Origin of the sequence: Nocardia sp. NPDC059240, assembly GCF_042753865.1 — a bacterium.
In the GTDB taxonomy this organism is placed as follows: domain Bacteria; phylum Actinomycetota; class Actinomycetes; order Mycobacteriales; family Mycobacteriaceae; genus Nocardia.
On the sequence record NZ_JBHZAC010000016.1, the window covers coordinates 43819 to 70382 of the forward strand.

Consider the following 26564-nt stretch of genomic DNA (forward strand, 5'->3'; position numbering starts at 1 on the left):
CCTAGCGAACCACTCGTAACCGTACGGGGTCCAGCCGTGGATTCCTGACAGTGACTTGCACCTCATTGCCGGGTCGGCCTAAGCTTTCGCGCATACCTGATAGTGACTATCAGGTATCGACCGTGGGAGTCAGCATGACCAGTCAGGCCCTCGCAGATCCGCCCCGCTCGCCCGAATCCGCGACCCGGCCCGGGCCGCTCGGACGCTGGGGCGGCTTCCTGGCCCGGCACCGATGGACGGTCATCGGCGTGTGGCTGGTCCTGATCGCGGTCTGCGGCGCGGCGTATCCGGCCCTGCACGCGCGACTGGGCGCACCCAACTACGCGGTACCCGGATCCACCTCCGCCCAGGCGGAAACCCGTATCGCACAACACTTCTCGGTGCTCGGCGCGGAGCAGGACCTGATCGTGCTGCATGCCGACGGATTCACCGTCGACGATCCGCGCTTCCGGGCGGCGATCGATCGGGTGCTGGGCGCGGCCCGCGCGGTCCCCGGCGTACCCGGTGCCGTCGGCCCGTTCGAAGGCGATACCAAACAACAGATCTCGGCCGACCGGCACACCGCGCTCGCCCTCGTGGGCATCAACGGCGACATGTCCGAACGCGTCGACGTCGCCGCCCGGCTGCAGACCGCCCTGACCGTCGCCTCCGACACCGAGGTCCGCGCCGACGTGACCGGATACTCGCCGGTCGAGGGCGAACTGATCCGGATGGAGACCGCGGACATCAGCCGCGGTGAGGGCATCGGCCTACCCATCGCCGCGATCGTGCTGGTGCTCGCGCTCGGCGCGGTGGTCGCGGCCACGATTCCCATCTCGGTCACCGCCGCCGGGATAGCGCTGGCGGTGGGTGCGCTGTTCGGGCTGGCAAGCTTCCTGACCTTCGACTCGTTCGTGCTGTCGGTGGCGACCATGATCGGGACCGGCACCGCCATCGACTACGCCATGTTCCTGGTGAGCCGGTTCAACGAGGAGCTGACCAAACGCGGTGTGCGGGATCGCAAGGCCCGCAAGGACATCCATGCCGCCGTCGGTGCGGCCCTGGATACCACCGGCCGCACCGTGCTGGCCTCGGGCATCATCGTGATGATCTCGCTGTGCTCGCTGCTGGTGGTCGGCCTGCCCATGCTCGACGGGGTGGCGCTGGGCGTGGTGGTCGCGGTGCTCGGCACCCTGACCGCCGCGTTCACCCTGCTGCCGGCGCTGCTGGCCGTCCTTGGTCCGGCCGTCAACCGGGGTGCGTTGCCCGCGCGGCTGCGGCCGGCCGAGACCCGGTCGACGGCGGCCTCGACCGCGTGGGCGCGCTGGGCGCATCTGGTGATGGGCCGCCCGATCGTCTTCGGAGTGCTCGGGGTGGCGTTGCTGGCGGTGGCGGCGGTGCCGATCACGGGCATCCGCTATGGCATCGACATGGGCCTGAACTCGCTGGGCGATCGGCCCACCGGGCACGCGACTCGACTGGTACAGGACAACTTCGGGCCCGGCCTGCTCTCGCCCATCCAGGTGGTGGCCTCCGGGCCCGGCGACACTCCGCTGTCGCTCGACGGCCGCGGCGAGGTGCGGATGCTGAGCGACGAGCTGGCCCACGATCCGCGGGTGGCGAACGTGCTCCCGTTGCAGGCCGACGGCCGCTACCTGGTGACGGTGGTGCCCAAGGATTCGTTCGACTCGACCACCGTGAGCGATCTCACGACCGATATCCGTTCCCGCGCAAAGACTGTCGACGCCGCCGAGGTCCTCGTCGGCGGCACGCCGGCCATGTTCGCCGATGTCTCCGGGCAGATCTCGCGCGGCTTCGGCTGGGTCATCGCCCTGGTGTTGACCGCCTCGCTGATCTTCCTGGTGGTGACGTTCCGCTCGATCGTGCTGGCGCTCAAGGCGATCGCGTTGAATCTGCTGGCCACCGGTGCGGCCTTGGGCATTACGGTCGCGGTGTTCCAGCACGGGCTCGGCGAGCGGGTGCTCGGCTTCCACAGCCCGGGTTTCCTGCAGGTGTTCCTGCCCATGCTGGTGTTCGCCGTGCTGTTCGGATTGTCCATGGACTACGAGGTTTTCCTCATCCGGCGCATGAAGGAGACCTGGGATCGCACCGGCGACAATGCCACCGCCGTCGCCGAGGGCCTGCAACGCACCGCCCGGCCCATCACGGCCGCGGCCGCCATCATGGTCGCGGTGTTCGCGAGCTTCCTGAGCGCGGATGTCATGGAGCTGAAGGAGATCGGCTTCGCGCTGGCCGTCGCGGTCGCCATCGACGCGGTGATCGTGCGCCTGATCCTGGTCCCGGCCTTCATGCGACTGTTCGGCCGCTGGAACTGGTGGCTGCCGACCCTGCCGACCCTGCATACGTTGCGCCGTCAGCGGAAGACGGCCTCCAGCGCGACCAGGATCGACTCCACCACCTCGGCGTAGATATCCCGCAGCCGGACGGCGAAACCCGTTCCCTCCCAATGATCCAACGCCGCCATACAGCTCCAGATGGCGATGGCGGCGGCCATCCGCAGCTTCAGCTCATTGGGGTCACGTCCGGTCAATTCCGCGAAGGCGATCCGGAATTCGTCCTCCAGCGCCCGCCACTGCTCGGTCTGCCGCAGTCGCACCTCGGGGATCGACCGCACATAGCCCAGCCGCACCCGGGTGCGGTAATCGACGTCGTCGGTGACGATCTCGTCGAGCACCGCCGGAACCAGCGGACGCGCCATCGCCAGCAGTTCGGGGAAATCGCGGGTCTGCCCGCCGCCGATCGACCGCATCACCGCGAGCGCCTGCGGATCGGTCTCGTCGTAGAGGACCAGCATCTCCTTGGTCCCGAAATACCGGTAGATCGAACTCGGTGACACCCCCGCGGCGGTGGCCACCCGCTCGACGGTCACCTCGCGATACCCGTGCTCGTCGAACAACTCGAGCGCGATCCGCTGGATTCGGCTCATCGCCTCGATCTTGCGGCGTTCCCAGAGCGAGGGCGTGGAAGCAAAGGTGGACTCGGACATCTCATTGCCGAGAATACCTGCTCACAGCAACGATTCTCGGCAACGCCGGTGCTTGCGGCCGCCCCACCCACCCATAGAAAAATCCCCCGGGTCCGCCAGGACCCGGGGGATTTCTACTTGCCTATCCCGTCAGGGAAAGCGAATCAGGCGTTGCCCGACAGCTTCTCGCGGAGGGCAGCCAGCTGCGCGTCGCTCGCGAGCGAGCCACCGGCGGGCTGATCCGACGAGGAGGACGACGACGAGGTCGCAGCCTGCGCGCCGGTCTCCGAGGAGTAGTTCTGCGGTCCGCCGTTGGCGGCCTCAGCGGCGGCGTCAGCCGCCATCTTCTCCATCTGAGCGGTGTGCATCTTGTGGCGACGCTCGGCCTCGGCGTACCGGGTCTCCCACTCTTCACGCTGCTTCTCGAAACCTTCGAGCCATTCGTTGGTCTCGGAGTCGAAGCCCTCGGGGAAGATGTAGTTGCCCTGGTCGTCGTAGCTGTCGGCCATGCCGTACTTCGACGGGTCGAACTCGGCGGTGTAGTCCTCGTTGGCCTGCTTCAGCGACAGCGAGATACGACGACGCTCGAGGTCGATGTCGATGACCTTGACCATGGCGTCGTCGCCGACGGCGACAACCTGGTCCGGGACCTCGACGTGGCGCTCGGCCAGCTCGGAGATGTGCACCAGGCCCTCGATGCCCTCTTCGACGCGCACGAAGGCACCGAAGGGAACCAGCTTGGTGACCTTGCCCGGGACGATCTGACCGATCGCGTGGGTCCGGGCGAACTGACGCCACGGGTCTTCCTGGGTCGCCTTGAGCGACAGGGAGACACGCTCGCGGTCCAGGTCGACGTCGAGGACCTCGACGGTGACCTCGTTGCCGACCTCGACAACCTCGGACGGGTGGTCGATGTGCTTCCAGGACAGCTCGGAGACGTGCACCAGGCCGTCGACGCCACCCAGGTCCACGAAGGCACCGAAGTTGACGATGGAGGACACGACGCCCTTGCGGACCTGGCCCTTCTGCAGCTGGTGCAGGAACTCGGAGCGGACCTCGGACTGGGTCTGCTCGAGCCAGGCACGACGCGACAGGACCACGTTGTTGCGGTTCTTGTCGAGCTCGATGATCTTGGCCTCGATCTCCTTGCCGACGTACGGCTGGAGGTCGCGGACACGGCGCATCTCGACCAGCGAAGCCGGGAGGAAGCCGCGCAGACCGATGTCCAGGATCAGGCCGCCCTTGACGACCTCGATGACGGTGCCCTTGACGGCCTCGTCCTTCTCCTTGAGCTCCTCGATCGTGCCCCAAGCCCGCTCGTACTGAGCGCGCTTCTTCGACAGGATCAGACGGCCTTCCTTGTCCTCCTTGGTGAGAACGAGGGCCTCGACCTCATCACCCACGGAAACGACCTCATTCGGGTCGACATCGTGCTTGATGGACAGTTCGCGAGACGGGATGACGCCTTCGGTCTTGTAACCGATGTCGAGAAGGACCTCATCACGATCAACCTTGACGATCGTGCCTTCGACGATATCGCCGTCGTTGAAGTACTTGATGGTCTTGTCGATAGCGGCGAGGAAGTCCTCGGCAGAGCCAATGTCGTTAATGGCTACCTGCGGCGAGGTGACGGTGGAGGGCATGTGTTGGGAGGCTCCGGACGGATTGTGGTCGGTAGTGGACATGTGGACTTTCGGTATTGCTGCGAACACACAGCAGTTGGAACTAACGTTGGCAGACATGCACAGCACATCGCTGCGACGCTGCGCAACGCTGCCCTGCTGTATCTCTTCAAATACAGGCATGCGGACTCACAGCACGATTGTCTGCTCTACGCGGTCTCGAGAAACCGTGTACAGAAGACACTCGCGGAAAACAGCGTACGCGACACGTGTTGTACCAAGCAAACATGGGCCCCTTCGCGACGCTCTATAGGGTGAGCCCATGTCCGAAGATCACTCTGCCACCCCCGACGATGCCCGGCACGCCCAGGCCAATGCCGTGCTCGGAACGGTGGGAGTGACTCGCGCCAAGGTCGATTCGCAATCCAGTGCCCGGGCCAGCCGCAAGTGGTGGGACGCCGACGCCGACGCCTATCACGAGACGCACGCCGACTTCCTCGGCGTGGACTCCCCCGCCGGCGAGTTCGTGTGGTGCCCGGAGGGATTGCACGAAGGTGACTGGCGACTGCTCGGGGATATCGAGGGCAAGCGGATCCTGGAGATCGGCTGCGGCTCGGCGCCCTGCTCGCGCTGGCTCGCCGCGCACGGCGCACACCCGGTGGGCTTGGATATCTCCCGCGCGATGCTCGACCGCGGCCTGGCGGCCATGGCCGCGGGCGGACCGCACGTCCCGCTGATCCAGGCGGGTGCCGAAGAATTGCCGTTCGCCGACGAGTCGTTCGATCTGGCCTGCTCGGCCTTCGGCGCGGTCCCCTTCGTCGCCGATTCCGCCCGCGTGATGAGCGAGGTGCGGCGGGTCCTGAAACCCGGTGGCCGCTGGGTCTTCTCCGTCAACCACCCGATGCGCTGGATCTTCCCCGACGATCCCGGCCCCGACGGCCTGCGCGCCACCATCCCGTACTTCGACCGTACCCCGTACGTCGAACTCGACTCCGACGGCGAACCCACCTACGTCGAACACCACCGCACCATCGGCGACCGGGTCCGCGAGATCGTGGCCGCCGATCTCACCCTCGTCGACATCATCGAACCCGACTGGCCGGAGTGGCTCGACCGCGAATGGGGCCAGTGGAGTCCGCTGCGCGGCGAAATCTTCCCCGGCACAGCCATCTTCGTCACCGAGAAGCGCGCCTGAGGTAGCCGCCGTACCCTCGTGGTGGATCACAGGGGGTGTGTGGGGTGGAGGAGAGCCCGTTCGGCCGTTATCGGTTGCTCGACCTGCTCGGGGCGGGCGGGATGGGACAGGTGTTCCGGGCCTACGACAGCGAGCGGGATCGGGTGGTGGCGCTCAAGGTGCTGCCTCCCGGGCTGGCCGACGACCCGGTGTACCGGTCACGATTCCGGCGGGAGGCGCAGGCCGCCGCGCGATTGAACGAGCCGCACGTCATTCCGATCCACGACTTCGGGGAGATCGACGGGCGGCTTTTCCTGGACATGCGGCTGGTCGAGGGCGTGGATCTGGCCACCCGGCTCGCCGAGGGCGGGCCGCTGTCACCGGAGGCGGCGGTCTCCTGCACGACGCAGATCGCGGCCGCACTGGACGCGGCGCATCGGGCCGGGCTGGTGCATCGGGACGTGAAGCCGTCCAACATCCTCACCACCGCAGACGATTTCGCGTATCTCATCGACTTCGGCATCGCGCGCGGTGGCGACGATACCGGGCTCACCAGCGCAGGCTCGGCGGTCGGCACCTTCGCCTACATGGCACCCGAGCGGCTCGAGCACACCGACTACGACGCCCGCGCCGACGTGTACTCACTGGCCTGTGTGCTCTACGAGTGCCTGACCGGCACCAAACCGTTCCCTGGTCCGAGTGTCGAGCGACAGGTCGCGGCACACCTCGCATCCCCGCCGCCGCGGCCGTCGGTCCTGCGCGCCGGGATTCCGGCCGCGTTCGACGCGGTGATCGCGGACGGGATGGCCAAGGATCCTCGCGAGCGATATCCCTCGGCCGGTGTGCTCGCCGCCGCCGCACGGGCCGCCCTGTCCGGCGCGGAGCTGCCGACGGTCCCGGTGGTGGTGGGAAGCGCTGCCGGGCAGTCGAATTCGCTGCCGACGCGGGAGTTCACCGATCCGGTGCGGCCGCCCGCGGTGGCCCCGGTGGAGTTCCGGCCCGCCGCAGCAGATCCCTCACGGCGGTCGCTGCACGCGCTGATGTGGGCAGCCGCCCTGACGGTGGCAGTCTTAGCCGCGGTGACGCTGGTGAAGGTCGAAATGCGTCAGGGCGACAGTCATTCCGCCTCCGCACCGATCTCGGCGACCACCGCCGGTCCCGCGCCGACAGGTGCGGGCTCCCCCACCTCGACCGCGCCCACCGGGTCGCCGACCACGAGCGCCCCGACCACCTTCTTCCCGGTGACCGCGGACGGATTATCGGATTACATCCGGGTGTACTACCAGCTGCTGCCGGGGAACACGCTCGGCACCTGGACGTGGCTGACCACCCGCTACCAGAACGCCCTCGGCGGCTACGACGAGTACCGAAACTATTGGGGCACAGTTGATTCGGTCACAGTCGGGGAGACCGCCGTGGCGGTGCCCGCGATGGCCGTCGGCTACCGCCTGACCCTGCACTTCACCGACGGACGGACACGGGTCGAGACGCGCAGGGCGAAACTGGTCCAGTACGGAGGCGGCTACCTGATCGACAGCTCCGAAATCGTGCCCTGAGCGCTACGCCCCTCGGCCCGCGAAAACGCCGCCGCCCCGGCCGGAATCGGCGGGGGGCGGCGGGTGAGGGTGCTATTTCGGTTCTCGGCCGACCTGTTTGAGGGCCAGGCGGAGGGCGTATTCGAGTTGGGCGTTGATGCTGCGGAGGTCGTCGGCGGCCCACTTGGCGATCGCGTCGTGGACCGCCGGGTCGAGCCGGAGCAGCACCTTTTTCGGCTCGCGCTTGACCATTACGCGTACAGGGAGCCGGCGTTGACGACGGGGGCGGCGGAGCGGTCGCCGCAGAGTACGACCAGGAGGTTGGAGACCATGGCGGCCTTGCGCTCCTCGTCGAGTTCGACGACGCCCTGTTCGGCGAGCTTGTCCAGCGCCATGCCGACCATGCCGACCGCGCCCTCCACGATGCGGCTGCGGGCGGCGACCACCTGGGCGGCCTGCTGGCGGACCAGCATGGCCTGGGCGATCTCCGGGGCGTAGGCGAGATGGGTGATGCGGGCCTCGATGATCGAGATGCCGGCGAGCTGGGTGCGTTCGCCCAGTTCGGTGGTGAGCTCGCTGGCGACCTCGGTGCCGTCGCGCAGGCTCGGGGTGCCCGAATCATCGGTCTGATACGGGTGCGTGGTGGCCAGGTGCCGGACGGCGGTCTCGGACTGGGTGGTCACGAAGTCCTCGTAGTCGTCGACGGCGAAGGCGGCCTTGTAGCTGTCGACCACCTGATACACGACGACGGAAGCGATTTCGACCGGGTTGCCGTCGAGGTCGTTGACCTTCAGCTTCTGGGTCTCGAAGTTACGCACCCGCAGCGAGATGCCGCGACGGCTGGAAAGCGGTGTCACCCAGTGGAATCCGGATTCGGTGACCGAGCCGATGTAGCGGCCGAAGAACTGGATCACCTTGGCCTGGTTGGGATTCACGGTGATGAAGCCGCTGGCGACGAGCACGATGACCAGGATCGTCACCGCCAGCAGGATCCCCAGGGGCGTCGAGGACCCCTCGTGATTATCGGCTCGGGTCTTGATCCCATGGGCCTCGAAGATGATCGCGACGATCAGTAGAGCGAATACCCCCAGCATGACGAACCCGTTCAACCGGAAGGCTCGACGCAACTCCATGACACTCTCCTAGTATCGAAGTGATATCACGACGATAGCGCGAGCCGTCGCGGTTGAACAGAACTTTTCTAGGCCGGTCGGATATTGCGGTTGTTGCGGAACAGGTTGGCCGGGTCGTACTTCGCCTTCAGCCCGGCCAGCCGGGCGTAGGTGGCGGGCTCGTATCCGGCGCGGGTCTGCGCCTCGCCGGCCCGGTCGCCACCGCCATACAGGAAGTTGAGGTTGTAGCCCAAGGTCCAGGGCTCGACCGACTTCGCCACCTGCGACAGCCGCTCGTACACCTCCTCGGTGTTGTCCGGGTTCGGCATCGCCAGGACACGCACGACGTACTGCGCGTCGCGGTGATCCATGCTGATGCCGTTCGGGCCGGGTCGGCCCAGCGCACCGCCGAGGTGGCGCAGCCCGGCGATCACCGGGATCGGTTCACCCGGACCGCTGATCTCCAGGAAGGCGTCCGATGCGTCGGCGGGCAGCTCCGACAGCAGCGCGTCGGTGGCGGTGTACGCGTGCGGGAACGCCGGATCCCGGTAGATGGCATGGCTTTCCGTGTACGGCATGACCCGCAGATCGTCGGTCAGGCGCGCGCCGACCGCCCGCAGCGGGGCGACCAGCCGCTCCCCCTCCTGCTCGGATCCGGTGTAGGCGACATTGATGGTCGCCACGTGCCGGCCGCGCAGGTGCGGCGGGAAGGCCGGGATGTCAGGGAACGACATCATGGTGATGGCCGAGGTGACCTGCTCGGGCAGGTCCTGGGTCCACAGCCGCCAGGCTTCCAGCGCGGGCGCGACCAGCGGGGTGTCGAATTGCAGTTGGCCGCCGTACACGGTGGCGATCGGCAGCAGCGTCAGCTCCAGCGCGGTGACGACGCCGAAGTTGCCGCCGGTGCCGAGCACCGCGCCGAACAGTTCGTCGCCGGGTTCCAGCCGCCGCAGCCGGCCGTCGGCGGTGACGATCTCGATCGCCCGCACATGCTCTGCGGCATAACCGAATTCGCGGGCCAGGATGCCGATCCCACCGCCCAGGGTGTAGCCGACCACGCCGACCGAGAGCGAGGAGCCGTTCAGCGGGGCCAGACCGTATTCGGCCGCGGCCTCGATCAGCGCTCCGGCTTGGACCCCGGCCGCCACCCGCGCGGTGCGGGCTTCGGCGTCGATGCGAATGTCGGTCATGCGCCGGGTGGTGATGAGCACGCCGCCGTCGGTGGCGACCGACAGGCCGTGGCCGGTGGCCTGCACTGCGATCGGAAGGCCGTGGCGCGCCGCGTATTCCACGGCGGCCCGCACATCCTCGGCGTGGGCCGCGCCGACGACCACGGCGGGGCGGTGGGTGTAGGCGGTCTGGAATCCGGCGATCTCGGCGTCGTAGCCGGTGTCGCCGGGCTGGAAGACGGGGCCGGTGGTGGTGGGCAGTTCGGTGATCGCTGTCTTCGTCATGTCCATGACTCTGCGCCGATCCGATCTAGAACTCCAACAGATAGTTTTTCTAGTAGCTAGAATCAGCAGTTATGGAACTGCGTCAGCTGCGGTACTTCGTCACGGTCGCCGAGGAAGCCAACTTCACCCGTGCGGCCGCTCGCCTGCACCTCGCGCAGCCCGGGCTCAGCGCCCAGATCAAACAGCTGGAACATGAACTGGGACAACCGCTGCTGGATCGGACGAGCCGCTCGGTGACCCTCACTCCGGTCGGCGAGGCGGTGCTGCCACTGGCCCGGGCCGCCTTGGAACAGGTCGAGCGGATCACCCACACGGTTGACGAGTTCACCGGCCTGCTGCGCGGGCACGTCCGGGTCGGCTTGATCGCCGGAGCCGCGCTAGAGGAGGTCGATATCGCCCAGGTACTGGCCGATTTCCACCACGATCACCCGCAGATCGGCATCTCCCTGACCGAGGACACCTCCGACGCCATGCATGCGGCGGTTCGCCGCGGCGAGCTGGATATCGGCGTGCTGAGCGTATCCGGCGATCTGGATCCGGGTATCGGCGCCGAAACCGTCTACGACAGCGCCATTGTCGCGGCCGTGGCCGCCGACGCCGAAGGCTTCGGGGAGCGAATCACGCTGGCCGAGTTGTGCACCCATCCCCTGATCTGCCTGCCGAGCGGCACCGGCCTGCGGGGACTGCTCGAAAATGCCTGCACCGCCGCCGGTCTCGTCCCCGACGTGGCCTTCGAAGCCGCCGCTCCCCCGCTGCTCATCCGGCTGGCCGCGCACCGCCTCGGCGTGGCCGTCATTCCGCGCGTCCCCGCCGACGAGGCGGCCGCGCTGGGCGTGCGCACCCTGGAGATCGATCCGGAGATGCGGGGCCGCCTCGTGCTGGCCTGGAACACCGAGCGTCCCCTGAGTCCGGCCGCGAAAGTCCTACTGGGACAACTGCGTATCGCCTTGTCCCGTTGGAAGTACCCCGCGCCGATGCCCTCCCGCGGCTAGGCCGCGAATACCGCCCGCAGACCGCCGTCCCGGATCGCCTGAACTCCGACCAGGGCCAGCAGCACCCCACCGGTCACCAGGTGTTCGACGGCATCACTGAGGTGATGCGGGAAGCTGAAGAACAGCACGCTGTGCGCGAACAGCGCCCAGATGCCGACAATGAATCCGCCTCCGACACCGGCGATTACGCAATACCAGGCCGCCCAGCGTTTACGCAGTGCGACCACCAGCGCGGGCGCGAACAGCAGCAGGCCCGCGAGCCCGTGCCAGCCGTTGTAATCCATGCCGAGGACCGAGGTGGCCGGGGCGTGCTCGCCCATGGCGAAGCTGGGCTGTGCGATCCAGCCCGCGATCGCCCAGACGATGTGCACGGCCCCGACCGCGAGGACCGCCCATTGCAGAAAACTCCACCGTGCCAATGGAATCGACCTCCCCAACGGTGCGATCAGAACTTCTACTACAAACTGTAGTTGATTGAGCGGATCCGCGTAAGTGCCATCACACAATTACCTAACCTTCCCTATTGCCCCACACGATAGGGAAGGTTAAGGTAGTTTTCGTGACCGATCGTCTCTACTCCGTCGAAGACGTCGCGGAACGCCTCGGCCTGCACGTGCGCACCGTCCGCGGCTATGTACGCGACGGGAAGCTGCCCGCCACGCGTATCGGCAAGCAGTACCGCATCAATCAGGCCGATCTCGAGGCATTCACCGGCCTGCCCGCCCCCGACACCGGATCGACCGCCCGGCAACGACATTCGGAAGTGTCGAGCATCGTCGAGGTGGACGCCGTGGACCCGGCCACCGCCGACCGCGTCAGCACCCTGCTGACCGGGATGGCGGGCAACCGGTTCGCCAACGACCAGACACTGCGGGTCCAAACCTTCTACGACCGCGAACGCGCCCGCCTGAAGGTCATTCTCGTCGGCGGCCTGGGCGACACCGCCCGGCTGCTCGAATACATGGAAGGAGTCCTCGCGTCATGAGCGCGATCTACAAGTCCGAGGCCGGCCGGGCCGCCATCCAGGCGCGCTACCGGGAGACCCTGCAGAAGTGGCCGGTCCCGGCCGAACAGCTGCACATCCCCACCCGCCTGGGCGACACCTTCGTGCTCGCCTCCGGTCCGCAGGGCGCTCCGCCGGTGATCGCCCTGCACGGCTCGGGCTCCAACTCCTCGACCTGGCGCGGCGATATCGCCTCCTGGGCACAGGATTTCCGGGTCTACGCGGTCGACATGCCCGGCGAGCCCGGCGGCAGCACCGAGTCCCGTCCCGAGCTCGGCACCGACGCCCTCGCCGACTGGCTCGATGATGTCCTCGCGGGCCTGAACATCTCGTCCGCGAGCTTCGTCGGCATGTCCCTGGGCGGCTGGACGGCCCTCGACTACGCCATCCGCCGACCCGACCGCGTCACCCGGCTCGCCCTCTACTGCCCCGGCGGCATCGGCAAGCAGCGCTTCGGCTGGATCTTCAAAAACCTGGTGGACCACCTGTTCAGCAATCACGACCTGCGCCGCTCGGCCGCCATCGTGACCGGCCTGAACATCAAAGACCACGCCGAGATCCTCGACGACATCGCCCTCACCTTCACCCACTTCAACCCCCGCACCGGCAAACTCTCCCTCTTCACCGACGCCCAACTCGCCACCCTGAAAATGCCGGTCCTGGTCATCGTCGGCGCCGACGACGCCATGTTCAAATCCGCCGAAACCGCCCGCCGCGCCGAACAATCCATCACCGACGCCACCCTCCGCATCCTCCCCGACACCGGCCACGCCATCCTCGGCCAAACCGAAGCGGTCCACGAGTTCCTACGGAAGTGACACGATCCGGGGCGGTCGCACGGAAATAGCTCCGATCCTCCACACGGCCGCACCACGACCCCGATACTGGAGCGCATGCATCGGCGGATGGCTCTGGCGGTTGCGGCACTCGGAATTTCGGCCTCGGCGATCACGGGATGGCCGATGGGTGGGACGGCCTCGGCCGATCCCGGCCGATGTGGGGTCACGGTGACCAGTGGGCAGGACGCGGGCGCGAATCCGGCCGCGCCGAGCTTCTACTACCTCATGCGCAACGAGTGTTCGGTGGGCGGCAGTTTCCGCGTCTACCAGCACACTCTCGGGCGTGATGCGGTCGCTTCGATCGGCGGCGGCAGCTGTCAGTGGGTCAATGCCCACGACACCGCCACCTTCTGGGACCCGGTGGGCGACTCCGACTGGGAACCGCTCGCCTGTCCGGTGGCATCCGCTGCGGCACTGGCGGATCCGGGACGGTGCGGGGTCTCCGTCGAAGGACCGTCCAGCACCGGAACAGGATTCGCGTACTTCGTGCGGAACGATTGCTCGGCGCCGGTCGATGTCAAGGTGCACATGTACACCGTGGATCAGTACACCGCGTGCAAATGGATCGAGCCCGGGGAAACCGTCGCTCTGCTGTCGAACTACGTCGACCAGAACTGGCAGGCCGAGGGCTGCTGACCCGGTACCGACGACTCCGCCCCGCACCCGGGACACCGGGGCGGGGCGGAATGCGTTGTCGCCGTATCCGTCTCAGAGGATGCGGGAGAGGAACGCTTTGGTGCGGTCGTGCTGGGGGTTGGCGAGGACCTCGCGGGGGTTGCCCGCTTCGACCACTACTCCGCCGTCCATGAAGACCAGCTGGTCGGCAACCTCACGGGCGAAGCCCATTTCGTGGGTCACCACCACCATGGTCATGCCGGAAGCCGCCAGTTCGCGCATGACGCCGAGGACTTCGCCGACCAACTCCGGGTCCAAGGCCGAGGTGGGCTCGTCGAAGAGCATCAGCTTGGGATCCATGGCGAGGGCGCGGGCGATGGCGACGCGTTGTTGCTGGCCGCCCGAGAGCTGGGCGGGGTAGGCATCGGCCTTGTCCGCCATGCCGACTCGGGTGAGCAGCTCGCGGGCGCGGGCCGCGGCGTCGGCGCGGCGGATCTTCTTGACCTGGGTCGGCGCTTCGATGATGTTCTCCAGCGCCGTGCGGTGCGGGAACAGGTTGAAGTGCTGGAACACCATGCCGATATCGCGACGCTGCTTGGCGGCCTCGCGCGGGTGCAGCTCGTAGAGTTTGCCGTTCTTCTCGCGGTAGCCGACCAGGTCGCCGTCCACGTAGAGCCGCCCGGCATTGACCTGCTCGAGGTGGTTGATGCAGCGCAGGAAGGTGGACTTGCCGGAGCCGGACGGGCCGATCAGGCAGAGCACCTCACCGCGTTTCACCTCCAGCGAAATCCCCTTGAGCACCTGCAGGGCGCCGAAGTTCTTGCACACCTGCTCGGCCCGCACCATCGGCTCCGCGGACTTCGTATCCTGCGGCGGCACCGCGTCTTTCGACATCTCGATACTCATCTATCCGGTACCCCCGGCGATTTGGGCGTCGGCCAGCGCGCGCAACTGCTTGGCGGTCAACTGCCGCGTCGAGCCGCGCGAGTAGTACCGCTCCAGGTAGAACTGCCCGACCATGAGCACGCTCGTGATGACCAGGTACCAGGTGGCCGCCACCAGCAGCAAGGGAATCGGCTGGAACAGGATGCCGGAGATGTCGCGCGCCCGACCGTACAGATCGGTCGTGAGCGGAATCGCCGACACCAGCGAGGTGGTCTTGAGCATCGAGATCAGCTCGTTGCCGGTCGGCGGGATGATCACCCGCATGGCCTGCGGCAGCACCGTGCGCAGCATGGTCTGCGACCACGACATGCCCAGCGCCACCGACGCCTCCCGCTGCCCCTCGCCGACGGAATTGATTCCGGCACGCACGATCTCGGCCATGTAGGCGGCCTCGTTGAGACCCAGGCCGATGACCGCGAAGAAGAACGGCGCGGACCAGTGCTGCACATCGAAATGCGCCAGCGACGGTCCGAACGGCACACCCACGGTGATGGTCTTGTACAGCGCCGGGAACAAGCCCCAGAACACCAACTGCACATAGACGGGGGTGCCGCGGAAGATCCACAGGTACCCCCACGCCACCGAGCGCAGCACCGGATTCGGCGACAGGCGCATGACGGCGACGACCACGCCGAGCACCACGCCGATCAGCATGGACAGCACGGTCAATTCGAGGGTGATCAGCGCGCCCTCGGCGAACCGCACGTCGCCGAGGTATTTGAAATAGGTGTCCCAGTGGTAGGCGTCATTGGTGGCCGCCCCGTAGAGGAACAGGCCCAGCGCCAGCACGATCAGGGCGGCCGCGACCATCCGGCCCGGCCGACGCAGCGGAATCGCCTTGATCGGTTCGGGCTCGGTGGTTTTCGCGACCGCCACCGATGCGGCGGACTCGATATCGTCCTGCGACATACGAATTAGCTCTGCGCGCCGTTGATGAGCGACTTGGTGATCACGCCTTCCTGGACGCCCCAGTTCTCGGCGATCTTCTTGTACTGGCCGTTGTCCATCAGGTACTGGACGGCCTCCTGCAGCACCGGCCCGATCGCCGAGCCCTTCTTCACCGGCCAGCCGTACGGCGCGGAATCGAAGATCTCACCGGACTTCTCGATCTTGTCGCTGGCCTGCTTGATGGCGTAGGCGGTCACCGGCGAGTCGGCGGACATGGCGTCGACCTGACCCTGCACGAGCGCGTTCACCGCGGCGGACTGCTCGTCGTAGGCGACCTTGTCGATCGCGGCCTTACCGGCATCCGTGCACGCCTTGGACTTGGCCGGGATCTCGTCATTGTCCTGAACGGTGTTGCGCTGCACCGAGACCCGCTTGCCACAGGCATTGTTCGGGTCGACCGTCTTGCCCTTCAGCTGGGCCCACTCGCTGCCCGCGGAGAAGTAGGTGACGAAGTCGGCGGTCTTCTCGCGTTCCTTGTCGTCGGTGAACGAGGACATGCCGAGGTTGAAGGTGCCGGCCTCGATGGACGGAATGATGGTGGCGAACTCCGCTTCCCGGTAATCGGTGTTCAGGCCCAGCACCTTGCCGACGGCATCCATCAGGTCGACGTCGAAGCCGACGATCTTGCCGGACTTCGGATCCTTGTACTCGTTGGGCTGATACGGCACGTTCACGCCGACGACCAGCTTGCCGGCGGACTTCACATCGGCGGGCAGCTTGGCGGCGATGGTGTCGACCTTGGCCACGTCGACCTTGGCGACATCGGAGCCGCTCGACTCGGAGTTGTTGCTACACGCGGTCAATGCGAGGGCACCGGCGGCCACCACGACGGCAGCGCGCAGGGCACGCCCACGGAGAGAGTTACGAACAGACACAGCAGTCCTCCACAGTTCGGGTGCGCGACGTCCGGGCTTCGCCCGCCGTTTGAAATGTAGGCGAGTGACACCATCCACGTCGGTCGGTAACCGAACATTAATCGGCGACACGCCGTAGCGTGGCCGAACACGCCCGGTCCCGGAAGTGCGCGCTCACCAGCGGTGCAGCCGGGCGCGCACCTGCTCGGTGAATTCGGAGGTAGATGCTAGCCCACCCAAATCGGACGTGGCGACACCGGCCCGCAACGTATCGGCAACCGAATGTTCGATGCGCTCGCCGACCCGGCGCAGCGCGCTATAGCGCTGCGTGCGGCCCATCCAGCGCAGCATGCCCGCCGCGGAATTGAACAGCGCCACCGGATTCGCGCGATTGCGCCCCGCCAACGTGGGTGCCGCACCGTGCACGGCCTGGGCCATGATCTGGGTATCGGAGCAGTTCACCGACGCCGCCATGCCGAGCGAACCGCTCAGCTCCCCCGCCAGATCGGAAAGGATGTCACCGAACAGGTTTTCGGTGACGATCACGTCGTAATCGCCGGGCGCTCGCACCAGATGCGCGGCCGCCGCGTCCACGTGCTCGTCGTTCACCTCGACATCCGGATACTCCGCAGCCACCTCGTAGCAGACGTCCCGGAACATCCCCATGGTCATCGGCAGCACGTTGGCCTTGTGCACGATGGTGACCTTCTTGCCGCGCTCACCGGCGACCTCGAACGCCAGATGCGCGACGCGCGCGATGGCGGCGCGGGTGAACACGCCGACCGACAACGCCACGTCGCGTGACGGCTGGAACTCACCGGACCCGGCCGCCATATTGCGGTCGGCGTAGAGACCTTCGGTGTTCTCGCGCAGGATCAGCAGATCCATGGCCGGGGCGACCGAGCGCACCCCCTCGAGGGTGCGGGCCGGACGGATATTCGCGTACAGGCCGAAGCGTTTGCGGACCGCGCCCGCCGGCGGCAGGCCGGTGCGATGTTCGGGTGCGTAGGAGGCGCTGTCGTGCGGACCCATGATCCAGGCATCGAGTTCGGCGAGCCCTTCGAGGGTCTGCTCGGGCACCGGCGTGCCGAACTGCTCGATCGCCTCGTGACCCAGGGGCAGCGGCACCCATTCCACCGGCGACAGGCCGGTGGTCTCGAAGGCGTCGTCGACCACCGCGCGGGTGGCGCGCACGATCTCCGGACCGATGCCGTCGCCCTCCATCAGGCCCAGACGTACACGAGTGTCGGTGTCGCTCATGGCAGATATCCTTGCGCAACCGCCGCGGCAGCGACGATTCGGCACACGCCCCGCACATGTTTCGAGACCTCCGAGCAGGTTTCGAGACCCGGTCGCGTGTTTCCGAGACCTCCGCGCCCGTGCGGCCCGTCACCCGGGGAAGATATGGGTAGGGCCCGGTGTTGGACCGGGAAATCGACACGAGAGGAAGTCATGGCCACCCAGACCCTGACCGAGCAGAACTTCGACGAGGTTGTCACCGGGAACGGCATTGTTCTCGTCGACTTCTGGGCGTCGTGGTGCGGTCCGTGCCGCAGCTTCGCGCCCACCTTCGAGGCCTCGTCCGACAAGCACACCGATGTCGTGTACGGCAAGGTCGACACCGAGGATCAGCAGGGTTTGGCCGCCGCCGCGAACATCCGCTCGATCCCGACCCTGATGGCGTTCCGCGACGGCATCCTCGTCTTCGCGCAGCCCGGCGCCCTGCCCCCGGCCGCGCTCGAGGATCTGGTCACCCAGGTGAAGGCCCTCGACATGGAGGACGTCCGCAAGCAGCTCGCCGAGCAGAACGCCGAGTAGCCGCGGGCCCACCGCACACGAAAGCGCCGCATCCCCGAAAGGAGATGCGGCGCTTCGCGTTTCAGAAGTGCGAACCGAGGTGGTTGATGCCCGCGATCATGGCGCGAATGGTCGACTCGGCGGTGTCGTCGGCCAGCGCCGCACCCCAGCCGCGACGTCCGTTGAACTCGCACTGAATGAAGGTCGCCATGCCGTCGGCGGTCTGCCGCTGGTGGAACTGCAGGATCTCGACCGGATAGCCCTCGTCGTAGAGGGCCGAGGTCAGCGCCGCCACCGGGCTGCCCGTCGCCACGACGGTGCGCAGTTGATCGGCGATTTCGAGGGTGGCCGTACCGGCACGGTCGCCGATCGGGGTCCAGTCGCTGAGCTTGACCGGGCCCGTGGGCTCGCAGTACCGGTCGTAGAACTCGGCGGGGGTCAGGCCGGTGCATTCGGCCCGCAGGGTCGCGGGGGCAGCGGCGATGAACAGGGTGGTGTCAAGAGTGATGGTCATTGAACTAGGTCTTCCCGACTTCTTCCGAAGAAAGTGACAGAGGGGACCAGCAAAAAGAGAAGTTCATTCGGCCGCAGCGAGGGGCCGGTCCGAATCAGACCCCGCTAGCGGCGAACTACGAGTACGTGCACGCCAGCAGCACTCGCGGTGAGCGAGATGAGCGCGGCGCGGTCGCGGTCTGCGACATCAAGCGCTGCACTGCGGCTGTTGGCGGGGTTCGGCACGGGGTCGAGCATAAGGGCAGACCCACCTAATGGCAACCATATTCGCAATCGACCCACGAGTAACTTCGCCGCAGGTCACCCCATATGCGATGGGCAGCACAGCAACAGCGGACCGCACCCTGGCAAACACTGATGGACCGCTGCGCGACTACCCGACAAACACCCAGCTCAACGCAATTCCGGCAGGGGTGCGAATTGGGTTGGCGCGTGGCCTCACAAGACATCGAGACCAGCCGGTTTTTGACGCAGATCACCCGTGGCTAATTTCCGCGCCCATTATTCGCCGGGCGCGTCTCCGGGGTCGGAAGCTTCGCTAGCGACCGCGCAAGCGCCGCAGCCAGCGACGCACGAAACCCGCCGAAATCTCCGCGGACCCACGCGAGTTGGACTGGGCCGTAGCACTTTCGGATGCCACCGCAGCACTTTCGGATGTCACCGGAGCGGGCGCTGATTCCGCAGACTCACCCAACCAGCTCTCGAATCCGGTCGCCGTCGCGGTCAAGCGATCGCGATAAGCGTCGGAGTCGAAGGCGAGGCCATCCCAGTTCCAGCGATCCGCGGACGCCTCGCGGTCCACGGCGGCGCGCAGAGCCCGCAGGATCGCCGGGCGGTAGACGAGTGCCACTCGCCAGTCGCACAGGAATCTCGCGGGGAGGTGGACCGTGATCGGGGCACGGCGGTGATGGCCGTAGCCCACCACCGTCACCGTCTCATAGCCCATGCCCGCGAAACCGCCGACGACGTAGAGCTTCGCACCGGCAGGGAAGCGCCCGTGACTGCGGAACGCCGCATGCGAGCCATTGGGCCCGTAGGGGTACTCCCGCATGGTGGCGATCAGGCACCACTCCGGCCCGGGAGTGGTGTCCGCCTGATCGCCCTCCGACACGGTCATCGGGGGGTCAGTGTGCGGCCGAGTCCCACGAGCGACCGACGCCGACCGAAACCTCCAGCGGGACCGAGAGGTCGATGGCGTTGGACATGTGTTCGCGGGCAAGGGATTCCAGTTGCTCGCGTTCGCCGGGGGCCACCTCGAAGACGAGTTCGTCGTGGATCTGCAGCAGCATGCGGGACTTCAGGCCGGCGGCGCGGATGGCCTGCTGGGTGTCGATCATGGCGACCTTGATGATGTCGGCGGCGGTGCCCTGGATGGGGGCGTTGAGGGCCATGCGCTCGGCGGCCTCGCGACGCTGACGGTTGCTGGAGTCGAGGTCGGGCAGGTAGCGGCGGCGGCCGAAGAGGGTTTCGGTGTAGCCGACCTTGCGGGCCTGTTCGACGGCGTCGCGAAGATAGTCGCGGATGGCGCCGAAACGGTTGAAGTAGATGTCCATCTGGACCTTCGCCTCGTCGGCGCTGATCTTCAACTGCTGCGACAGACCGTAAGCCGACAGGCCGTAGGCCAGACCGTAGGACATGGCCTTGATGCGGCGACGCAGTTCCGGATCCACCTCGGTGATCGGGATGTCGAAGGCCTTGGAGGCGACGAAGTTGTGCAGGTCCTCGCCCGAGTTGAAGGCCTCGATCAGGCCCGCGTCCTTGGACAGGTGGGCCATGATGCGCATTTCGATCTGGCTGTAGTCGGCGGTCATCAGCGACTCGAAGGCCACCGTGCCGTTCCCGGGACCGACGACGAAGGTGTCGCGGATGCGGCGGCCCATATCGGTGCGGATCGGAATGTTCTGCAGGTTCGGCTCGGTCGAGGACAGGCGACCGGTGGCCGCCACCGTCTGATTGAAGGTGGTGTGGATGCGGCCGTCGTCGGCGACCGACTTGAGCAGGCCGTCGACGGTCACCTTCAACCGGGTCGCGTCGCGATGCTCGAGCAGGTGCTGCAGGAACGGATGCTGGGTCTTCTCGTACAGACTCTCGAGCGCGTCGGCGTCGGTGGTGTAGCCGGTCTTGGTGCGCTTGGTCTTCGGCATGTCGAGCTCGTCGAACAACACGACCTGCAGCTGCTTGGGCGAGCCGAGGTTGATCTGCTTGCCGATCACGCCGTACGCGTTCTCGGCCGCTTCGCTGACCCGGTCGGCGAACTCGCGCTGCAATTCCTCGAGCTGCGCGGAATCCACGGCGATGCCCGCGGCCTCCAGATCGGCCAGCACGCTCAGCAGCGGCAGTTCCATATCGCCGAGCAGGGCCGTGGACTCGATGCGCTCGAGTTCGGCGTCGAAGGCCTCGGCCAGGTCGGAAACCGCACGGGCGCGCAGCATCTGGGCATTGGCGACCTCGGCGTCGACCTGCTCCTCGTCGTCGAGCAGCGACAGCTGGGCCTCGCCGCCGTTGTCGACCCGCAGCTCACGGTTCAGGTAGCGCAGCGACAGGTCTTCCAGGTTGAAGGTGCGCTGGCCCGGCAGGATCAGGTAGGCGGCCAGGGCGGTGTCACTGGTGAGCCCGCCCAGCTGCCAGCCGCGCCCGCGCAGCGCGTGCATGGCGGTCTTGGCCTCGTGCAACGCCTTCGGGATCTCCGGATCGGCCAGCCAGGCGCCCAGCGCCTTCTCGTCCTCGGGGGTCATGGTGTGCACGTCGATGTAGGCGCCCTCGCCGTCGGCGGCGGCCAGGGCGATGGCCTGGGTGTCGCCGTGGATCGGCGCGCCATTGCCGACCACGGAAACACCGTGCCGCAGACCGAGTTTCGCATGCTCGGCGAGCCAGTCGGCGACGGTGCCGGCGGCCAGCGCACTGCCGCTGATCTCGAACCCGGACTCGGCCTCGGGCTCGACCGAGCCGAGGGTGTCGAACAGCCGGTCGCGCAGTACGCGGAACTCCAGCTCGTCGAAGAGCTGGTGGATGCGGTCGCGATCCCACGGCTGCATGGCCAGCTGGTCGGGCGTGTACGGCAGCGGGACGGTCTTGACCATCTCGGTGAGCTGCCGGTTGAGCACCACGCTGGACAGGTTGGCGCGCAACGCGTCTCCGACCTTGCCCTTCACCTTGTCCACCTGATCGACCAGGGTGGCCAGATCCCCGTACTCGGTGATCCACTTGGTGGCGGTCTTCTCCCCCACGCCCGGAATGCCCGGCAGATTGTCGCTCGGGTCGCCGCGCAGCGCCGCGAAGTCCGGGTACTGCGCCGGGGTGAGCCCGTACTTCTCCTCCACCGCGGCCGGGGTGAACCGGACCATGTCCGAGACGCCCTTCTTCGGGTAGAGCACGGTGACGTCGTCGTTGACCAGCTGCAACGAGTCCCGGTCACCGGTCACGATGAGAACCTTGAAGCCCTCCGACACCGCCTGCGTGGTCATGGTGGCGATGAGGTCGTCCGCCTCGTACCCCTCGATGGCCATGACGGGAATCCCCAAGGCCCCCAGCACTTCCTGGGTGGTCTCCACCTGCCCCTTGAACTCGTCCGGCGTCGCCGACCGATTCGCCTTGTATTCCGGGAACGCCTCGGTGCGGAACGTCTTGCGGCTCACATCGAAGGCCGCCGCCACATGCGTCGGCTTCTCGTCGCGCAGCAGATTGATCAGCATGGAGGTGAAGCCGTACACCGCGCCGGTGTGCTGCCCCGTCACCGTCCTGATGTTCGCGTCCCGCAACGCGTAGAACGCGCGATAGGCCAGCGAATGCCCATCCAGCAACAGCAGCGTCGGCTGCTGCTCCCCGGTGGCGGACGCGGACACGACAGGACGCTGATCAGTAGAGGCAGGGGTCACCCGACAGAGTCTAGGTATCCCCACCGACATCCGTGCGCAGCGGGCACAACCGGCCCGTCGCCGCAGGTCACGAGAATCGATTTCATCCCGGGCGGGGTAGCTGGTAGCGTGATCTTCCGTCAAAGGGGTGTAGCTCAATTGGCAGAGCAGCCGTCTCCAAAGCGGCAGGTTGCAGGTTCGATTCCTGTCGCCCCTGCTTGAAAGGCTTCGGGCCGGTCACCAATGGTGACCGGCCCGAAGTCTTTTCGCAGCTGCGGGGTCAGCCGACGCCGAGGTAGGCGGACTTGACGGCCGGGTCGCTGAGCAGGGCGCGACCGCCGCCGGTCTTGGTGACCTCGCCGGTTTCCAGGATGTAGGCGCGGTCGCTGCGGGTCAGGGCCTGCTGGGCGTTCTGCTCGACCAGCAGGACCGTGGTGCCCTGGGCGTTGATGTCGGCGATGATCCGGAAGATCTGCTGAATCACCATGGGGGCCAAGCCCATCGACGGCTCGTCCAGCAGCAGCAGCTGGGGGCGGGCCATCAGGGCGCGGCCGATGGCGAGCATCTGCTGCTCGCCGCCGGAGAGGGTGCCGCCGACCTGCTTGCGACGCTCCAGCAGGCGCGGGAACAACTCGTAGACCCAGTCGAGGGTCTGGTTGTACTCGGCCTTGACCTTGAACGGGCGTGCATGGCAACCCATATCGAGGTTTTCCTGCACCGTCATGCCCGGGAAGACACCGCGACCCTCGGGGGCCTGGATGAGCCCCTCCACGACACGTTCGTGGGCCTTCATCTTGGTGATGTCGCGGCCCTGGAACATGATTCGGCCGCGAGTCAGCGGCAGCAGGCCGGACAGGGCACGCATGGTGGTGGTCTTGCCCGCACCGTTCGCGCCCAGCAGGGTGACCAGCTCACCCTGACCGACATTGAGTGAGATGCCGTGCAGGGCTTGGATTCTGCCGTAGTTGACGACCATGTCCTCGACGGTCAGCAACGGTTCACCGGTCGCGGCGGCGGGGGCCTCGGAGCCGGGCATCGGCTTGGCGAGATCCGGAACCGGTTGCGCGTCCGGGGTTTCGGCGGCCTCGGCCTCGTCCGGCACACCCAGGTACGCGTTGATCACCGCGGGATCCTGGCGGATCTGCTCGGGTAGCCCGTCGGCGATCTTGCGGCCGAACTCCAACACCACGATACGGTCGGTCACGCCCATGACCAGGCGCATATCGTGCTCGATGAGCAGCACCGTGTAGCCGTCGTCGCGGATCTTGCGGATCAGATCCATGAGCGCGGACTTCTCGGACGGGTTGAAGCCGGCGGCCGGTTCGTCCAGGCACAGCAGTTTCGGTTCGGTCGCCAGCGCGCGGGCGATCTCCAGACGGCGCTGATCGCCGTAGGAGAGATTGCGCGCCTTCTCCACCGCGTGCGGGGCGATACCGACGAATTCCAGCAGGGCCATAGCCCTTTCGAGCGATTCGTGTTCCTCGCTACGATGCCGGGACGTGCGGAAGACCGCGCCGGGTACCGATGTCTTGTGGCGGGCGTCCGCGCCCACGACCACATTCTCGAGGGCCGTCATCTCCGAGAAGAGCCGGATGTTCTGGAAGGTCCGCGCGATACCCAATCGGGTGATCTGGTTGCGTTTGGTCTTGGTCAGCGGCTTGCCGTCGAAGAAGACCGTGCCACCCGACGGCCGGTACACGCCGGAGATGGCGTTGAAGCAGGTGGTCTTGCCCGCACCGTTGGGTCCGATCAGCCCCAGGATCTCGCCGCGGCGGATCTCGAAACTGACATTGTCCAGCGCGGTCAGACCGCCGAACTTCACCGTCAGCCCGTCGGTGCGCAACAGCGGCGCACCCACCGGGACCTCGATCTCCCGGTGCGGCGCAACGACTTCCGCGACCGCGTCCGGGTCCTGGAAGACCGGCAGCACCTGGGTCACGTCGAAGACGCCCGCGCTGTGCTCGGCCTCGGGCTGCTGATATCCGGCCGCGATGTCCTCGTTGTCGAACAGCCCGCCGCCGGGCCCCGGCCCCGTCACTGTCCCGCTCCCGTCGCCGGCGCGGCCACCGGCCGTCGCACCGCCCGATACACCTGCCGCCCGTAGGCGAGCAGTTTCTGCCGGGCCGGGAACAGACCTTGCGGCCGGAAGATCATCAACACCACCAGGGTCAGACCGAAGAACAGATACTTGTAGTCGCCGAGGGACTGCCCGCCCACGTTCACCGACATGAATCGGTTGGGCAGGTACACGATCAGGAACGCGCCCACGATCACGCCGAGCTTGTTGCCCTGACCGCCCAGCACCACCGCGCACAGGAACAGCATCGAGTTGATGACGTTGAAGCCCTGCGGGTTGATGAACTGCACCTGGCCCGCGTACAGCGCGCCGGACAGGCCGCCGATGGCCGCACCGATGGTGAACGCCCACAGCTTGAACTTGAAGGTCGGCACGCCCATGATCTCGGCGGCGTCCTCGTCCTCACGGATCGCGACCCAGGCGCGGCCCACACGGCTGCGCTCCAGATTGCCGACGAAGATCAGCACGAGCACGACCAGCGCCATGCCGAGCCAGAACCACCAGGTGCCGGAGTTGGCGTGGTCCAAGGGATTCCAGCTGTGCTTGTCCCCGAGATTGCCCGAGGAGAAATAACCTCCCGGGTGGCTGTCGGACTCGCCGAGCTTGGGGTACTGGATGCGGGAGAGGCCGAGGCTGCCGTTGGTGATGTCGGGCAGGTTGTCGGCCAGCAGGCGCACGATCTCACCGAAACCCAGCGTCACGATGGCCAGGTAGTCGCCGCGCAGGCGCAGGGTCGGCGTGCCCAGGATGAGCCCGGAGATCGCGGTCGCCAGGATCGCGATCGGCACACAGAGCAGCCACGCCCATTTGGGACTGAGCCAGCCACCGGCGGTTTGATTCCACGGGCTGTTCGGACTGGTGAGCAGACCGACCGTGTACGCACCGACGGCATAGAAGCCGACATACCCGAGATCGAGCAGACCTGCCTGTCCCACAACGACATTCAGGCCGATGGCGATGAGCGCGTACATCGCGAACTGGGCCATCACCCCACCGAAACTGGTGCCGGGGGTGTCCAGCAGTGGCGGTGGGTACAGCGGAATGATGGCGATCACCAGGATGATCGGGATGCCGACGGCCCATTGGGCCGGGCGCGACAGTCCACCCCACCAGTTGCGGATGGCATCGCCGACACCGCGTCCGGCGGGTGAATTCTGCGGTGCGGGAGCAGTTTTCGCCTGAGTCATGCGCGGGCCCTCCCCAGGCTCTCGCCCAGAATGCCGGTCGGGCGGATCATCAGCACACCGACCAGCACCACGAACGCGACCACGTCACGCCACTGGGTGCCGAACAGGATCTGCCCGTAGTCCTCGGCCAGGCCGAGCAGCAGACCGCCCAGCAGCGCGCCGCGCAGATTGCCGATACCACCCAGCACGGCGGCACTGAAAGCCTTGATGCCCAGGATGAATCCGCCGTTGTAGATGATGCCGTTGGGGATCTTCAGCGTGTACAGCAATGCGGCCGCACCGGCGAGCACGCCACCGATGAGGAAGGTCAGCATGATGACGCGTTCCCGCGAGACACCCATCAGCGTCGCGGTATCCGGGTCCTGCGCGACCGCGCGAATGCTGCGGCCGAACTTCGTCTTGTTGATGAGCAATTCGGTGACCAGCGCCAGCACGATCGCCGCGCCGATGATCACCAGCGCGATATTGGTGACCGGGGCGTCGAAGAGCTGGAATTGCTCCGACGGCCGCACCAGGGTGATCGGCTGCTGTGCGTTGAGGCCGCCGAGCTTGTTGCCGGTCAGCTTCGGCAGCAGGTAGTGCACGAATTCCTGCAGCACGAACGACATTCCGATGGCGGTGATCAGGAAGATGAGCGGCTTCGCGCCGCGTTTGCGCAGTGGGCGATACGCCACCCGTTCCAGGGCGACGGCCGCGACACCGGAGACCACCATGCCGAAGATCATGGCCGCCACCAGATAGACGATGGTCAGCGCCGCGCCTTGGGAATACACGTCACCGCTGGCCGCGAATCCGAAGACCATCAAGCCGACCAGCTGGCCGAACATGCCCAGCATGAAAACTTCCGAATGGGCGAAATTGATCAGTCGAAGAACACCGTAGACAAGGGTGTATCCGACCGCGACCAATGCGTAGATCGAACCGTAGGTCAAACCTTCCACGGTGAGCCGCCAGAACTGATCGACGACACCGGAGACATTGAATTCGATGGAACTGCTCGCCAGCAGCGTCACATCGGCCAGAGCGGGTGCAGACATTCGTAACTTTCGCCGAGGGAGGAAAACAGCGTGTGCCGAAA

At 66.8% G+C, this 26564-nt stretch carries 24 protein-coding genes, 1 tRNA gene and 1 pseudogene; 9 read left to right on the plus strand and 17 right to left on the minus strand.

All coding sequences use genetic code 11. From position 1 onward, the window contains the following. Positions 1–134 precede the first annotated feature (134 nt). Positions 135–2408: an MMPL family transporter gene (locus ACFXHA_RS40070; RefSeq protein WP_379365732.1), complete on the plus strand. Its 2274-nt coding sequence runs from the start codon at positions 135–137 to the stop codon at positions 2406–2408. Here the strand turns inward: ACFXHA_RS40070 and ACFXHA_RS40075 are convergent. Both ACFXHA_RS40075 and rpsA read right to left on the minus strand, forming a co-directional pair. Continuing rightward, positions 2354–2986: a TetR/AcrR family transcriptional regulator gene (locus tag ACFXHA_RS40075; protein ID WP_379365734.1), complete on the minus strand. Its 633-nt coding sequence runs from the start codon at positions 2984–2986 to the stop codon at positions 2354–2356. The genes ACFXHA_RS40070 and ACFXHA_RS40075 overlap by 55 nt on opposite strands. A gap of 143 nt (positions 2987–3129) precedes the next feature. Then, entirely contained in the window at positions 3130–4608 is a 1479-nt protein-coding gene (gene rpsA, locus ACFXHA_RS40080; RefSeq protein ID WP_379366003.1) for a 30S ribosomal protein S1, read from the minus strand. A gap of 301 nt (positions 4609–4909) precedes the next feature. On the opposite strand from rpsA, the gene ACFXHA_RS40085 reads away from it, so the two are divergent. Beyond that, a complete protein-coding gene (locus tag ACFXHA_RS40085) occupies positions 4910–5782 on the plus strand; it encodes a class I SAM-dependent methyltransferase (RefSeq protein ID WP_379365735.1) in 873 nt (290 codons plus the stop codon). 44 nt (positions 5783–5826) lie between these two features. Further along, entirely contained in the window at positions 5827–7317 is a 1491-nt protein-coding gene (locus ACFXHA_RS40090; RefSeq protein ID WP_379365737.1) for a protein kinase, read from the plus strand. A gap of 72 nt (positions 7318–7389) precedes the next feature. On the opposite strand, the gene ACFXHA_RS40095 is transcribed toward ACFXHA_RS40090, so the two are convergent. From ACFXHA_RS40095 to ACFXHA_RS40105, 3 genes are all read right to left on the minus strand, one after another. After that, positions 7390–7548 (minus strand): hypothetical protein, encoded by a 159-nt coding sequence (locus ACFXHA_RS40095; RefSeq protein WP_379365739.1) that lies wholly within the window; start codon positions 7546–7548, stop codon positions 7390–7392. Beyond that, positions 7548–8429: an SPFH domain-containing protein gene (locus ACFXHA_RS40100; RefSeq protein ID WP_379365741.1), complete on the minus strand. Its 882-nt coding sequence runs from the start codon at positions 8427–8429 to the stop codon at positions 7548–7550. Before ACFXHA_RS40100 ends, ACFXHA_RS40095 begins: the two co-directional genes overlap by 1 nt. Before the next feature lie 68 nt (positions 8430–8497). Further along, positions 8498–9862, minus strand: a complete 1365-nt coding sequence (locus ACFXHA_RS40105) for an FAD-binding oxidoreductase (protein WP_379365743.1) — start codon at positions 9860–9862, stop codon at positions 8498–8500. A 71-nt stretch (positions 9863–9933) separates the two neighbouring features. Between ACFXHA_RS40105 and ACFXHA_RS40110 the strand changes: the two genes are divergently transcribed. Continuing rightward, positions 9934–10854 carry a LysR family transcriptional regulator gene (locus tag ACFXHA_RS40110; RefSeq protein ID WP_379365745.1) on the plus strand — a complete coding sequence of 307 codons (921 nt, stop codon included), beginning with the start codon at positions 9934–9936 and terminating at the stop codon, positions 10852–10854. On the opposite strand, the gene ACFXHA_RS40115 is transcribed toward ACFXHA_RS40110, so the two are convergent. After that, positions 10851–11273, minus strand: a complete 423-nt coding sequence (locus tag ACFXHA_RS40115; protein WP_379365747.1) for a DUF4383 domain-containing protein — start codon at positions 11271–11273, stop codon at positions 10851–10853. The genes ACFXHA_RS40110 and ACFXHA_RS40115 overlap by 4 nt on opposite strands. Before the next feature lie 140 nt (positions 11274–11413). Here ACFXHA_RS40115 and ACFXHA_RS40120 point away from each other — a divergent pair, with 140 nt between their 5' ends. The 3 genes from ACFXHA_RS40120 (at position 11414) to ACFXHA_RS40130 (ending at position 13332) form a co-directional block, all read left to right on the plus strand. Beyond that, positions 11414–11839 carry a helix-turn-helix domain-containing protein gene (locus ACFXHA_RS40120; RefSeq protein ID WP_379365749.1) on the plus strand — a complete coding sequence of 142 codons (426 nt, stop codon included), beginning with the start codon at positions 11414–11416 and terminating at the stop codon, positions 11837–11839. Next, complete coding sequence (locus ACFXHA_RS40125; protein WP_379365751.1) at positions 11836–12675, plus strand: alpha/beta fold hydrolase; 840 nt, start codon at positions 11836–11838, stop codon at positions 12673–12675. Before ACFXHA_RS40120 ends, ACFXHA_RS40125 begins: the two co-directional genes overlap by 4 nt. A 189-nt stretch (positions 12676–12864) precedes the next feature. After that, entirely contained in the window at positions 12865–13332 is a 468-nt protein-coding gene (locus tag ACFXHA_RS40130; protein ID WP_379365753.1) for a hypothetical protein, read from the plus strand. 72 nt (positions 13333–13404) lie between these two features. Here the strand turns inward: ACFXHA_RS40130 and ACFXHA_RS40135 are convergent, their stop codons facing one another. From ACFXHA_RS40135 to ACFXHA_RS40150, 4 genes are all read right to left on the minus strand, one after another. Next, the gene (locus ACFXHA_RS40135) at positions 13405–14157 is read right to left on the minus strand and encodes an amino acid ABC transporter ATP-binding protein (protein ID WP_379366005.1); all 753 of its coding nucleotides are present in this window, start codon (positions 14155–14157) and stop codon (positions 13405–13407) included. Positions 14158–14217: 60 nt separating this feature from the next. Continuing rightward, the gene (locus ACFXHA_RS40140) at positions 14218–15165 is read right to left on the minus strand and encodes an amino acid ABC transporter permease (RefSeq protein WP_379365755.1); all 948 of its coding nucleotides are present in this window, start codon (positions 15163–15165) and stop codon (positions 14218–14220) included. Positions 15166–15170: 5 nt separating this feature from the next. Continuing rightward, complete coding sequence (locus tag ACFXHA_RS40145) at positions 15171–16079, minus strand: ABC transporter substrate-binding protein (RefSeq protein ID WP_379365757.1); 909 nt, start codon at positions 16077–16079, stop codon at positions 15171–15173. Positions 16080–16232: 153 nt separating this feature from the next. Further along, a complete protein-coding gene (locus ACFXHA_RS40150; RefSeq protein ID WP_379365759.1) occupies positions 16233–17318 on the minus strand; it encodes an isocitrate/isopropylmalate dehydrogenase family protein in 1086 nt (361 codons plus the stop codon). 192 nt (positions 17319–17510) lie between these two features. On the opposite strand from ACFXHA_RS40150, the gene trxA reads away from it, so the two are divergent. After that, positions 17511–17876: a thioredoxin gene (gene trxA, locus ACFXHA_RS40155; protein ID WP_379365761.1), complete on the plus strand. Its 366-nt coding sequence runs from the start codon at positions 17511–17513 to the stop codon at positions 17874–17876. 61 nt (positions 17877–17937) lie between these two features. Here the strand turns inward: trxA and ACFXHA_RS40160 are convergent, their stop codons facing one another. The 3 genes from ACFXHA_RS40160 to polA all read right to left on the minus strand — a co-directional run bounded on the left by ACFXHA_RS40160 (position 17938) and on the right by polA (position 22210). Beyond that, the gene (locus ACFXHA_RS40160; protein ID WP_379365763.1) at positions 17938–18369 is read right to left on the minus strand and encodes a 2-keto-3-deoxygluconate kinase; all 432 of its coding nucleotides are present in this window, start codon (positions 18367–18369) and stop codon (positions 17938–17940) included. 537 nt (positions 18370–18906) lie between these two features. Continuing rightward, entirely contained in the window at positions 18907–19485 is a 579-nt protein-coding gene (locus ACFXHA_RS40165; protein WP_379365765.1) for a hypothetical protein, read from the minus strand. Positions 19486–19492: 7 nt separating this feature from the next. Further along, positions 19493–22210, minus strand: coding sequence for a DNA polymerase I (polA, locus tag ACFXHA_RS40170; RefSeq protein ID WP_379365767.1), 2718 nt, complete (start codon positions 22208–22210; stop codon positions 19493–19495). A 156-nt stretch (positions 22211–22366) separates the two neighbouring features. On the opposite strand from polA, the gene ACFXHA_RS40175 reads away from it, so the two are divergent. After that, a tRNA-Trp gene (locus tag ACFXHA_RS40175) sits at positions 22367–22439 on the plus strand. Between the two features lie 63 nt (positions 22440–22502). On the opposite strand, the gene ACFXHA_RS40180 is transcribed toward ACFXHA_RS40175, so the two are convergent. The 4 genes and pseudogenes from ACFXHA_RS40180 to ACFXHA_RS40195 all read right to left on the minus strand — a co-directional run bounded on the left by ACFXHA_RS40180 (position 22503) and on the right by ACFXHA_RS40195 (position 26523). Next, positions 22503–23258 carry an ABC transporter ATP-binding protein gene (locus ACFXHA_RS40180; protein ID WP_379366006.1) on the minus strand — a complete coding sequence of 252 codons (756 nt, stop codon included), beginning with the start codon at positions 23256–23258 and terminating at the stop codon, positions 22503–22505. Between the two features lie 54 nt (positions 23259–23312). Then, positions 23313–24260, minus strand: a pseudogene (locus tag ACFXHA_RS40185) (ABC transporter ATP-binding protein); the annotation flags it as partial. After that, positions 24257–25486: a branched-chain amino acid ABC transporter permease gene (locus tag ACFXHA_RS40190; RefSeq protein ID WP_379365769.1), complete on the minus strand. Its 1230-nt coding sequence runs from the start codon at positions 25484–25486 to the stop codon at positions 24257–24259. The gene ACFXHA_RS40190 and the pseudogene ACFXHA_RS40185, both read right to left, overlap by 4 nt. Next, positions 25483–26523: a branched-chain amino acid ABC transporter permease gene (locus ACFXHA_RS40195; RefSeq protein ID WP_379365771.1), complete on the minus strand. Its 1041-nt coding sequence runs from the start codon at positions 26521–26523 to the stop codon at positions 25483–25485. Before ACFXHA_RS40195 ends, ACFXHA_RS40190 begins: the two co-directional genes overlap by 4 nt. Between the last annotated feature and the right edge of the window lie 41 nt (positions 26524–26564).

Excerpts from the sequence above, each read along its gene's own strand:
- ACFXHA_RS40070 (WP_379365732.1), top strand. The coding sequence starts at position 135 with ATGACCAGTCAGGCCCTCGCAGATCCGCCCCGCTCGCCCGAATCCGCG.
- ACFXHA_RS40075 (WP_379365734.1), bottom strand. The coding sequence starts at position 2,986 with ATGTCCGAGTCCACCTTTGCTTCCACGCCCTCGCTCTGGGAACGCCGC.
- rpsA (WP_379366003.1), bottom strand. The coding sequence starts at position 4,608 with ATGCCCTCCACCGTCACCTCGCCGCAGGTAGCCATTAACGACATTGGC.
- ACFXHA_RS40085 (WP_379365735.1), top strand. The coding sequence starts at position 4,910 with ATGTCCGAAGATCACTCTGCCACCCCCGACGATGCCCGGCACGCCCAG.
- ACFXHA_RS40095 (WP_379365739.1), bottom strand. The coding sequence starts at position 7,548 with ATGGTCAAGCGCGAGCCGAAAAAGGTGCTGCTCCGGCTCGACCCGGCG.
- ACFXHA_RS40100 (WP_379365741.1), bottom strand. The coding sequence starts at position 8,429 with ATGGAGTTGCGTCGAGCCTTCCGGTTGAACGGGTTCGTCATGCTGGGG.
- ACFXHA_RS40105 (WP_379365743.1), bottom strand. The coding sequence starts at position 9,862 with ATGACGAAGACAGCGATCACCGAACTGCCCACCACCACCGGCCCCGTC.
- ACFXHA_RS40110 (WP_379365745.1), top strand. The coding sequence starts at position 9,934 with ATGGAACTGCGTCAGCTGCGGTACTTCGTCACGGTCGCCGAGGAAGCC.
- ACFXHA_RS40125 (WP_379365751.1), top strand. The coding sequence starts at position 11,836 with ATGAGCGCGATCTACAAGTCCGAGGCCGGCCGGGCCGCCATCCAGGCG.
- ACFXHA_RS40135 (WP_379366005.1), bottom strand. The coding sequence starts at position 14,157 with ATGGTGCGGGCCGAGCAGGTGTGCAAGAACTTCGGCGCCCTGCAGGTG.
- ACFXHA_RS40140 (WP_379365755.1), bottom strand. The coding sequence starts at position 15,165 with ATGTCGCAGGACGATATCGAGTCCGCCGCATCGGTGGCGGTCGCGAAA.
- ACFXHA_RS40150 (WP_379365759.1), bottom strand. The coding sequence starts at position 17,318 with ATGAGCGACACCGACACTCGTGTACGTCTGGGCCTGATGGAGGGCGAC.
- trxA (WP_379365761.1), top strand. The coding sequence starts at position 17,511 with ATGGCCACCCAGACCCTGACCGAGCAGAACTTCGACGAGGTTGTCACC.
- ACFXHA_RS40160 (WP_379365763.1), bottom strand. The coding sequence starts at position 18,369 with ATGACCATCACTCTTGACACCACCCTGTTCATCGCCGCTGCCCCCGCG.
- ACFXHA_RS40165 (WP_379365765.1), bottom strand. The coding sequence starts at position 19,485 with ATGACCGTGTCGGAGGGCGATCAGGCGGACACCACTCCCGGGCCGGAG.
- ACFXHA_RS40180 (WP_379366006.1), bottom strand. The coding sequence starts at position 23,258 with ATGCCCGGCTCCGAGGCCCCCGCCGCCGCGACCGGTGAACCGTTGCTG.
- ACFXHA_RS40190 (WP_379365769.1), bottom strand. The coding sequence starts at position 25,486 with ATGACTCAGGCGAAAACTGCTCCCGCACCGCAGAATTCACCCGCCGGA.
- ACFXHA_RS40195 (WP_379365771.1), bottom strand. The coding sequence starts at position 26,523 with ATGTCTGCACCCGCTCTGGCCGATGTGACGCTGCTGGCGAGCAGTTCC.